The sequence below is a fragment of the Enhygromyxa salina genome, from assembly GCF_000737335.2.
In the GTDB taxonomy this organism is placed as follows: domain Bacteria; phylum Myxococcota_A; class Polyangia; order Nannocystales; family Nannocystaceae; genus Plesiocystis; species Plesiocystis salina_C.
The window spans coordinates 18,613-28,814 of sequence record NZ_JMCC02000118.1 but is presented as its reverse complement, the minus strand read 5'-3'; the positions used below and the strand labels follow the sequence as shown (position 1 = coordinate 28,814).

Sequence of the window (10,202 nt, the reverse complement as noted above, 5' to 3'; positions counted from 1 at the left end):
CGGACGTGCCAACGCTGCTGCGCGAGCTCGAGCGGGTCCGGGAGCCGAAGCGACCACGGTGGACGTGGGCGGCGGCGTCGATCGGTGGCGCGGCGATCGCTGCGTCGGTGGCGGTTGGGTTCTTGGTGGCGCCGCGGCCGGCCCAGGCCGATGCGTGCGAGGACGTCATGAGTGAGCTCGAGTCGATCTGGAACGACGAGCGTCGGGCCGAGCTGCGGGGCGCGTTTGGGACCCGCAAGGCTGGGGATGGCATGCAAGACTGGGCGGGTCGGTGGCTGGCTGTCCGCGCACAAGAGTGCGAAGCCGCGAAGTCGGCGGAGCGCGACACAGAGCCGACGGCCTGCAGCGCGAGCCTTCGTGATCGCTTTCAGGCGACGGTCCACGCGTTTCGGACCCCGCACCTGCGCGAGGGCCTGAGTTATGCGTCGGTGATCGCCAAGCTGCCCGCGCCGGAACACTGCATCGACCACCCCGACGACGCGGAGTGGGGCTACGGCGGGCTGCTCGAGCTGCGCGACATTGACGTCGAAGTCGAGGCGTTGGCGGGGATCGGCGACCTCGAGGTCGCTAGCGCTCGCCAGCGTGACTACATGACGCTCGCGAGGGAGCTGGGGTCGGACTACGGCGTCGCTCGGTCGATCTTCTGGCGCGGCGAGATCTTCCGGCTCGAGGGGCAGCTCGCAGAGGCGGACCAGGACTTCGAGCTGGCCTATGGGATGGCGTGGGAGCTCGGGCTGGGGGTGTTTGGGGCGGAGGTGCAGATGAAGTTGGCCGCGGTCGCGGGGGCGCTTGGAAAGGTGGAGGCCGTGGATGCGTACGCGTTGATGGCGCGCGCCGTGCTTGCCGAGTACCGGCCCGACCGCGTCGCCGAGTTGTTGCAGGTGCACGGTCTTGGGCTCGTGGCCGGGCCTGACTCCACCGTGCGCGAGCGCGGGGTCGACCTGTTGCTTCGGGCGGTCGAGATGCGTGAAGCGGAGCTGACGCAGCACCGCGGGACACGGGAGCTACTCAGCGAAGCGCACGAGAACTATGCGCGCGGGTTGCTGGCGGTAGACCGCGCCGGGGAGGCGTTGGAGTACCTGGACATGGCGCTGCGGGTGCACCAGGAAGAGTTCGGGCATGGGAGCTGGCGGACGCGCGGGATCCTGCTGCAGAAGTTCCGGGCGGTGCTGGAGCTTCGGCGGTTCAGCCAGGCAGACCTTCTCTTCCAAGCGGTCCTCGAGATTGACGCGGACGCGGCGAACTGGAGTCGCTATGTCGAAGACGCGTTTTGGTTCGCCGATGGCTACGCAGATGCCGGACGTGCCGGCTCGGCTGTTTCGGTACTCCGTGCGGGTCGGTTGATTGCAAAGGAGAACAGCTTGATGAACGATGTCGCTCGTTTCGATTCCGAACTAGCCGGGCTGGCGACGGAGTAGATAGTGACAGGGCGACCTTTGGGTCGCCCTGTGCCCTCAGTCTCCTAGTCGTCGAAGCAGGTGGCAGTACCATCCGCGTTCGTAGCCCCGTCCTGACACCAGAAGATGTCTTGCGGCTCGCAATCGTTCGAACTGGGGTATGTGTTCCAGCAGACTCCCTGGTTGCAGCACATCAGAGCGCTCTGGGGCTGAGGCTGGAACCCCGGCTTGCACGGGAACACCGCGCAGAAGTCGGGGACCTCAAAGTAGCAGCTCACCTCACCGGTAGCCCGCACCTCCCCGAGTTCGCAGTAGTACGGCGCTCCAACGGCGCACGAACCGTCCCGAGCCGGAGAGCAGCTGCGACCCTCACAGCAAACGGTGTCGTCGTAGACCGGCGCACCGTCGCGATGAGGCTCGCAGAGGATCGGCCTGCCCGTGTCCGTGTAGACGAGGTCACACAGATCGGGGGGCCCCCCACTGTTGCCAGTGAGCGTCGCGAAGAACGTGAGTAGTACCTGTAGCTTGATGAACATGATGCTTTCCTTCCGCCAGCGGCTGGCTGGCAAGGAAAGCGTCGCACCGTCGACGCGCGCGACTCGACCGCTGGATCGCGGGTGTCCGGCCGCGACATGATCAGCGGTGCTGCCCCTCGCGACGCCGTTGCAGCACCTCGGTGCCATACCGTGCTCTGGCGTTGCGAGCGCAGCGCTGCCGCGGCATGATGTGCCCCGGGATGGGTGACGTCGACTACTACGCAATTCTCGAGGTTGGCCCGGAGGCGGAGCGCGGCGAGATTGAAGACGCGTACCAGCGAGCGGTAGCCGGGACGCGTGCGGCCGAACCCAGCCGAGCGCGAATGCTCGACGAGGCCCGCGCGGTGCTGCTCGACCCCGCCGCGCGAGCTGACTACGACGCACGCTGCGTCGGGTCGGCGGTGATCGAAGAGACAGTCGCGGCGATCTTGCAGGCCCATCAGCCGCCCGTGAGCGCGCGCCGCCTCATTCGAGCGGAGTGGAGCCTGGCCTTGGCGGCGCTTCGACTGCGGGAAGATCCGTCATGAGTTTCTGGATGTCAGTTGCGACCTAGGAGCCCGTGGTGCAACGCCTCACGCCGCCTCGCTTGGTCTTTCCGCCGAGCTCTTCGTCGCCGAAGCTTCCAGTACGCGGGCGTACTGCTAGGAGCTGCGACACTGCCATTGGGCCTCAGTGCCGTGCACAACCCGGGCTTCGCGCCAGGGACGCCAAGCCCGGCGCCTCAAACCATCAAATTCACTGCGGCAGGGTACTAGACCCAAATCAAGTGCTGAATTGGAAAAGGTGAATGATTTGGGGCTAGTACGAGCCGACAGGCGAGCGTTTGGGGTGAGCGAAGGGGGCTCCGCCGCCGAAGCGAGGGGCTTTCGAAAGCCCCCTTGAAGACATAGTAGGCCCGAGTCGAGCGCGCAGCGCTTGATTCGGGACTAGACGCGTGGGTCTTGCCCAGTCTTTGCGCCGCGACAGGCACGATGTTGGACCTGTCAGCCGCCCGCACACGCCTGCTTCGGGCTAGTCGGTAGAAACTCATCCGTCCCCCAGGTCGTCCACGCGAAGCTCTTGTGATCTAGCGGGGCCCGAAACCGAAACCGCACCGCCGTCGGTCGTCCATCCGCGACCTCGGTGACGGTGGCCAGGTAGTCGACGGTCTCAACGGTATCCCCGACCTGAAACGGACTCGAGTTGGTGTTGCGAAACTGCGTCTCAAACCCGCCAACGGTCCAGCCGAACTCCGGCTCGCGCAGCTCGAGGGTCTGGGCATCGACGCAGTTGATCTGTGGCCGTGACAGCCCGCTGTGCAGGATCCACACGAAATTGGGTTTGGCGAGCCGTCGCAGGGCGCGGTTGAGCGCGAGGTTGTCCGCAGCCGGATAGTGCGGCGCGTGGAGGATGACCAGGCCCTTGCGCTCGAGCCCTTCGTTGGGGAGGTCGGGCCCGTAGGCGTCGCTGTGCTCGAGGTAGATGTGATCGAGGTGGCTCGAGACGTACAGCCCCGCAGGAATCGGCAGCCCCAGGTGGACCACGGCTGCCCACGCCGCGCCGAGGGTCTTGGGGAGTGACGCCCGCTGTATGAGCCACGCGTCCACGAGCTCCGCGAGGACCAGGGACACGCCGAAGCTGGCGAGGACCAGCACCCGATCAACCGGGAAGCTCGCGGCCAGGGGCAGGCAGCCCAAGGCCGTCGCGAGCGCACCAAAGCGGGCCGCACCTTCCTTCGCAGACGATGACAGCAAGAACGCGAGCATCGCGACCACGGCGCCAAGCGAGACCAGGCCCCACGGCCACAGCGCGCCACCAGGAATGAACGGAGCCGAGACGCTGAACGTCAGCAGCAGCCCGTAGCGGGCAGGCATCGCCGCCAGAAACGTCAGGGGATCGGCGACTGGATCGAGGTAGCCACCCGACCCGACGGCGCCGTAGCCCAGGCCGTCGTAGAGCTGTCGCCAGGCAAGGATGGTCAGCAGCGCGGGCCCGAGGGCGAGCAGCCGAGTGCGGACCCGGCCCTTGCCGTGGAGGAGTTCATAGGCGAGCAGGAAGGCCAGCGCGACGACCCCCGCTTCGGCGCTCAGCAGCGCGGCGCCCAGCAGGACTGGAGCCGCAAGCCCGGCGAGGATCTTGCCATCGGCGCGCCAGCGGATGTGAGCGAGGACGCAGGCCAACGCGAAGAAGGTCGACACCAGGCCGTTGCGGTGGGCCAGCCAGCTCCAAGCGACGACGTGGGTGAACCCCAGCGCGAAGGTCAGCGCGGCCAGCCCGGCGACACGCGGGCTCGACACGAGTCGACGCGCGACGGCCCAGGCCATGGCACACGCCGCCGCGTGCCAGGCGAGGCTGTGGACGTGCATCAGCACGGGCGAGCGGGGCCAGAGCCAGTAGTCCAGCTGGTGAGTCGCGGCCGCGAGCGGCCGAAAGAACGCGATGCCGAGCTCGGGGTCGACCCACCATGGATAGCGCCCCGACATCCGCATTCCGAGGGTGCGCTTGGGGTTGTGCTCGAAGATGACGAAGAGATCCCACCAGGGCGCGTCGCTGCGACCGAGGCGCTGCGCAACGATTAGCCGCTGGTGCATGAGGTCGTCGGCGAGAAAGCCGTTGCCGAGCGACGCCAGGCCGAGCAACACCGCGACCGCGATCACGACCCACACGAATTTGGGATGCGCCAGCACCCGGGCGAGGGCGAAAGAGCGCGAGGCTTCCTCGGACATCGCGGGGCGGAGTGTACCCGAGGGCATCTGGCCGCCCAATCTGGTCAGAACAACGAAACGGGCGGGATGTCGGTGAGCGCTTCGTTGTCACCAAGGGTATTCGTGTTGCCCTGGCCAAGCTGACCTGCGTCGTTGTTGCCCCAGCAACGCAGCTCGTTGAGCTCGTTGACCACGCAGGTGTGGAAGAAGCCCGCGTCGAGGACCCGGATGCCCGCGCCCACGTCGAGGGGCCCGCCTGCGTTCGGAGGCTCGTCGTCACCAATGTTGTTGGTGTTCCCGTAGCCGAGCTGGCCAAACTCCGAGCTGCCCCAGCAGTAGGCTTCACCGCTCTCGAGCAGCGCGCAGACATGGAAGCCACCCGCGGTCAGGTAGGTGATCGGCGCCGGAAGGTCGATCGGCAGCGCGTCCGAGGGCAGCTCATCGTCGCCGAGGTGCTCGGCGTCGGCTTGGCCGAGCTGGCCGTAGGCCGCCTCACCCCAGCACAGAGCCTCGCCGCCCTCGAACAGCGCGCACGCGTGATAGACCCCCGCGCTCAGCTGGATCGCGTTGGTACCGCCCGCCACGCCCTTGGGCAGGACGAAAGCGGGACCGACCGACGCGGGCGTCTCGTCGTCGCCGATGTTGTCGGTGTGACCGTAGCCGAGCTCCCCGAACTCGTTGTAGCCCCAGCAATAGACCGTGCCGATCAGTGACAGCCCGCAGGCATGGGAGCCACCGACCGCGATATCCTTGATCTGTCCGCCGATCGGCACGCTACCGGCGTCGCTCGGAAGCTCGTCATCGCCGATGAACTCGAGGTTCCCGTAGCCCAGCTGTCCGAAGTAGCCGAGGCCCCAACAGAAAACCGTCTGGTCCACTCCACGCGCGCAGGTTTGAAAGCTACCGATCTCGATGTCGACGACATCGACCCCGACTAGAGTCGGCTCGAAGTTGACCTCGTTGTCACCGATGCCGTCGGTGTGACCAAGGCCGAGCTGACCGGCGTTGTTGCGACCCCAGCAGTAGACGCTCTGGTTCTCGAGCCGGGCGCAGGTGTGCTCGGCGAGTCCGGTGGAGATCTGAGCCACGGGGCCCGGGAGCGCGACGTCGGGCACATCGCTGGGCGACTCGTCGTCGCCGACGGTCACGACGTTGCCGAGGCCGAGTTGACCGTAGCTGTTGAGGCCCCAGCAGCGGACGCGACCTCCCTCGATCAGCGCGCACGTGTGTGCCCCGCCAGCGTCGACCGCGATGATCTCGGTGTAGGTGCAGTCGTTGTCGCAGCCATCGCCAGTGACGGCGTTGCCGTCATCGCACTGCTCGGGTGCCTCCGCTTGGCCGTCACCACAGAGTGCCGATGACGCACACACGCCTGCGACGCACACGAGCTCGTCGTCGCAGTCGGTGGCGTCCATGCACGGGCACCCGACGTCCGTGCACGCTCCCGTCTCGCTGTCGGTCGTGTCGGTGTTGGTCTCGGTCCCCGTCTCGGTCCCCGTGCCAGTCGTCGTGCTCGTAGCCGCGGATGATGCGTCGTTTCCCGGGCGGGTATCCTCAAAACAGGCGGTCGTCATGAGGGCGCTGGCGACCCATATCGAGCTTCTTCCGAACATTCGCCGGAAGGTAGCAGAGTAATGTGCGGGGCGGAAGGTGGCCGACTCTTGTCGTCGCCGCTCCTCGCCCTTGGGCCTCAGCTCCGCACCTAACCCGGAACGAACTTAGGGTGTGCGGCACTACTACCCTGCCAGATCCAACAAGAACGCATAGTCAAACGCGATCTCTTCGTAGCGCTCCAGTCGCCCCGACTTGCCACCGTGACCCGAGCTCATGTCGGTCCGCAGCAGCACCACGTCGTCGCCGGTCTTGGTCGCGCGCAGCTTGGCCACCCACTTGGCCGGCTCCCAGTACTGGACCTGCGAGTCGTGCAGCCCGGTCGTGACGAGCAACGCGGGGTAGTCCTGGGCGACGACGTTGTCGTAGGGCGAGTAAGCCAGCATGTAGTCGTAGTACTGCTTCTCGTTGGGGTTGCCCCATTCGTCGTATTCGCTGGTCGTCAGCGGGATCGAGTCGTCGAGCATCGTCGTGACGACGTCGACGAAGGGCACCGCCGCGATCGCCCCCGCGTACAGATCTGGGCGCATGTTGACGACCGCGCCGATCAGCAGCCCGCCCGCGCTGCCGCCCTCGGCGAACACCTTGCTGCGATCCCCGTAGCCCTGGTCGATCAGGTGCTCGGTCGCGTCGATGAAGTCCGTGAAGGTGTTTTGCTTGCGGAGCAGCTTGCCGTCTTCGTACCAATCGCGGCCTAGCTCCTCGCCGCCGCGGACGTGGGCGATCGCGTAGACAAACCCACGATCGAGCAAGCTCAGCACGCTGGCCGAGAATTCCGCGTCCATGCTCGCGCCGTACGAGCCATAGGCGTAGACCAGCAGCGCGCTGCTGCCATCGAGGGGGGTGTCGTGGCGGTAGACCAGCGAGATCGGCACGCCGACCCCGTCGCGGGCCGGGGCGTCGAGGCGCTCGGTGACATAGTCTTCCGGTTCGAACGCGCCGCGGACCTCGAGCTGCTTGACCAGCGTCTTGTCGCGGGTGTTCATGTCATAGTCGTACTCGGCGTCCGGCGTCGTCATGGACGAGTAGCTGTAGCGCAAGGTTTGGGTGTCGAGCACGTCGTTGCCGGTCGCGTAGGCGAGGTACGCGGGCTCGCCAAAGTCGAGCTCGTGGGCCTCGCCGCCGTCCCACCGGCGGATGCTCAGCTGGGTCAGCCCGCGGCTGCGCTGCTCGAGCACCAGGTGGTCGCGGAACAGCTCGAAGCCTTCTAGCAGCACGCCCTCGCGGTGCGGGACCACCTCTTGCCAGCTCTGCTTGGTCGTGGCGTTGACCGGCGTCTTCATCAGACGAAAGTTCTTGGCTTCGAGGTTGGTGCGAATGAAGAAGTGTTCGCCCATGTGGTCCACGTCGTACTCGAGCCCGCGCTCGCGCGATTGGATGATCCGCGGCTCGGCCTGCGGCGCGGCGGCCGAGAGCACCCGGGCCTCGTTGCTGAGCGTCGAGTAGCTGTCGAGCACCAGGTACGCGCGGGACTTGGTCTTCCACAGGCCAAGCTCGAAGGTCTCGTCTTGCTCTTCGTAGACCAGAACATCTTGGGCCGGGTCCTCGCCCAGGGTGTGGCGAAACAGCTGATGGGTGCGCAGGGTCTCGGGATCCTGCTTGGTGTAGAACAATGTGGCGTCGTCGTTGGCCCACTCGAGATCGCCCGAGACGTTGGGGATCACATCGGCGAGCAGCGCCCCGGTCCGCAGGTCTTGCACGTAGATGGTGTAGAAGCGGCGCCCAACCGTGTCGGTCGCGTAGGCCATCAGCTGTTGGTTCTCGCTGAACGCGAGGCCGCCGGTGTCGAAGTAGGCGTGGTCTTTGGCGAGCGCGTTGGCGTTGAGGATGATCTGCTCGTCGGCTTCCAGCGACTGGTGCTTGCGGCAATACAAGGGGTGCTCGCCGCCCTCGACCCAGCGGGTGTAGTAGAAGTAGTCGCGGCTGCGGACCGGGGCGGTGCTGTCGTCGGGCACGACCCGGCCGGTCAGCTCTGCGAGCAGATCGGCCCGCAGCGTCGCGGTGTGGGCGGTCGCGGCTTGTGTGTAGGCGTTCTCGGCCTCGAGGTAGGCGATGACCTCGGGGTCTTCGCGATCGCGCAGCCAGTAGTAGTTGTCGACACGGGTGTGACCGTGGGCGACCAGCTCATGCGCGACGCGCTTGGCGATCGGTGGCGCGGGCTCGTTGGCAACCGGCGTGTTGGTGGTGCTGGTCTGGCAGGCGGACAGCAGGGCCATGAGCGAGAGGGAGACCGTTGCCGTGGCACGCATCGCTGGCGACTCTATCAGCCCTTCGGCGCGGAGGCGTCGGTGGTGACTCTGTACTGGGCCTTCAAGTTGTCGAGGACCATCTGCCCGTCTAGTAGCTCGGCCTCTCCCCGTTCCAGCTCGTTGGCGCGCCGCACGGCTTCCGCAACCCAGGCGGCCTCGATCTCCTCGGCCGGGTCCGGCGAGATGCTGTCGAGGAGCAACTCGGCAATCCGACGTCGCTCGTCATCGGGGAGGGAGCGCGCTTCTTCCAAGATCTTGTCTGCGGTCGCCGTCACGAATCGCAGTGTATGCCCCCATCCGCGGGTACGCCCCGTCCAGGCACGCGAGGCTACCCACCCGGCAGCGGATCGGTCGGATCGCCCCCAGCACGAAACACCGACGCGACGCGGCCTGCAGCGCCGCTGGCCGCGAGCCCGAGCAGCAACGGCGGCGTCAGAAACCCCGCCGGCTCGCGCCGCCGCGTCACCAGGCTCATGAAGCGTCGAGCGTAGCGCTCGTGGGTCAACACCCAGCGCAGCAGCGTCCGCGCGACGAAGGGCGGTGGCGCCTCGTAGATCTCACGCTGCACGCGATCCATGGTGGCCGCGAACATCGGCGCGAGCGCTGCGTGGGCTGCGTTGGCGTAGCTCGCGAGCGCGGCATCCAGCTCGCGCTCGCCCGCGAACGAACCAATCAACGCGTCGGCGAGCAGCTTGGCCGACAACAGCGCGTCGTAGATCCCCTGGGCGTCGAGTGAGTCCTTTTGATGATAGGCGTCGCCCACGAGCGCCCAACCGGGGCCCCTGGCCTGCCGAAACAGGTTGTCGAACTTCTTCAAGCCACGCAGCTCGCCGACTTGGCGGGCGCCCGCGAGCCGCCGCCACACCTGCGGACGCGCCCGCAATAACCCGTCGTAGACCGCATCAGGCGAGCCCTTCAGCGCGTTGTAGGAATCCCCCCGGCCCTGGGCGATGACCATGTACTGCGCGTCGGCGCTGGGCATCAACACAAAGCTGAAGCCATCGCAGGACGAGTGGATCTGCGCGGGGGTGTCCCGGATGCCATCGCCATAGTCCGCGACGCCTTCCCAATGTGCATAGTACAGGGTCGTGCTCAGATCGCTCCGCTCCTCGATCACGGGGGCCTGCACCTCGCGGGCAACCAGGCTGTGCCGGCCGTCGGCCCCGATCACGCAGCCCGCTCGGAATTCCAGCGCGTCGTCGTGATCGGGCAGCGAGGCTCGGACCCCACACACGCGGCCACCCTCGTCGCGCAGCAGCCCCAGCACCCTAGTTCGCGCGAGCGCGGTCACGCTGGGATAGCGCCCAAGCGAGTCCCACAGGCACGCGTCGAAGCGGGCACGATCGACGGCATAGAAGTGCTGACGGCCACCCACGGGCTCGTCAAACCGAAAGTGCGCCCGGAAGTAGCTGCCAAACTCGAGCACCAAGCGCTCGAGCTTGGGTGTGTCGGCGGCGTACTGGGCTTCGTCGAGGTCGAGCTCGTCGAGCAGGGCCAGGGTGTGCGGCAGCACGAAGGGCGCGGACACGGCCGGACGGCTTGGGAAGCTGGACTTGTCGAGCACCAGCACGCGCAGGCCGGCACGCCCGAGCCGGGCGGCCAAGCTCGCGCCTGCGGGCCTGCCACCCACGATGATTACGTCGAAGTTGTGGTCCATGAGCGGGGCTGAGCCCAGATCTGACGGGGCTCTTGCGAGAGGGGCGGACCCGCAACGTACCGCCACGA

At 67.0% G+C, this 10,202-nt stretch carries 7 protein-coding genes; 2 read left to right on the top strand and 5 right to left on the bottom strand.

Features of this window, described 5'->3' with window-relative positions:
* On the top strand, positions 1 to 1,418 hold a 1,418-nt coding region (locus DB30_RS34010; RefSeq protein WP_165704076.1), incomplete at its 5' end, for a tetratricopeptide repeat protein.
* 715 nt (positions 1,419 to 2,133) lie between these two features.
* Entirely contained in the window at positions 2,134 to 2,460 is a 327-nt protein-coding gene (locus DB30_RS34005) for a molecular chaperone DnaJ (protein ID WP_052557012.1), read from the top strand.
* Positions 2,461 to 2,916: 456 nt separating this feature from the next.
* On the opposite strand, the gene DB30_RS34000 is transcribed toward DB30_RS34005, so the two are convergent.
* From DB30_RS34000 to DB30_RS33980, 5 genes are all read right to left on the bottom strand, one after another.
* Positions 2,917 to 4,638 carry a hypothetical protein gene (locus tag DB30_RS34000; RefSeq protein WP_146661870.1) on the bottom strand — a complete coding sequence of 574 codons (1,722 nt, stop codon included), beginning with the start codon at positions 4,636 to 4,638 and terminating at the stop codon, positions 2,917 to 2,919.
* Positions 4,639 to 4,682: 44 nt separating this feature from the next.
* Entirely contained in the window at positions 4,683 to 6,191 is a 1,509-nt protein-coding gene (locus DB30_RS33995) for an RCC1 domain-containing protein (RefSeq protein ID WP_165704075.1), read from the bottom strand.
* A gap of 162 nt (positions 6,192 to 6,353) precedes the next feature.
* The gene (locus tag DB30_RS33990) at positions 6,354 to 8,477 is read right to left on the bottom strand and encodes a S9 family peptidase (RefSeq protein ID WP_052556999.1); all 2,124 of its coding nucleotides are present in this window, start codon (positions 8,475 to 8,477) and stop codon (positions 6,354 to 6,356) included.
* A gap of 14 nt (positions 8,478 to 8,491) precedes the next feature.
* Positions 8,492 to 8,752 (bottom strand): addiction module protein, encoded by a 261-nt coding sequence (locus DB30_RS33985; protein WP_052556997.1) that lies wholly within the window; start codon positions 8,750 to 8,752, stop codon positions 8,492 to 8,494.
* 53 nt (positions 8,753 to 8,805) lie between these two features.
* Positions 8,806 to 10,134, bottom strand: coding sequence for an NAD(P)/FAD-dependent oxidoreductase (locus tag DB30_RS33980; RefSeq protein WP_052556994.1), 1,329 nt, complete (start codon positions 10,132 to 10,134; stop codon positions 8,806 to 8,808).
* Positions 10,135 to 10,202 lie beyond the last annotated feature (68 nt).

Bases quoted from the DNA above. Each gene is read 5' to 3' on its own strand.
- DB30_RS34005 (WP_052557012.1), top strand. From the start codon at position 2,134: ATGGGTGACGTCGACTACTACGCAATTCTCGAGGTTGGCCCGGAGGCG.
- DB30_RS34000 (WP_146661870.1), bottom strand. From the start codon at position 4,638: ATGTCCGAGGAAGCCTCGCGCTCTTTCGCCCTCGCCCGGGTGCTGGCG.
- DB30_RS33995 (WP_165704075.1), bottom strand. From the start codon at position 6,191: ATGACGACCGCCTGTTTTGAGGATACCCGCCCGGGAAACGACGCATCA.
- DB30_RS33990 (WP_052556999.1), bottom strand. From the start codon at position 8,477: ATGCGTGCCACGGCAACGGTCTCCCTCTCGCTCATGGCCCTGCTGTCC.
- DB30_RS33980 (WP_052556994.1), bottom strand. From the start codon at position 10,134: ATGGACCACAACTTCGACGTAATCATCGTGGGTGGCAGGCCCGCAGGC.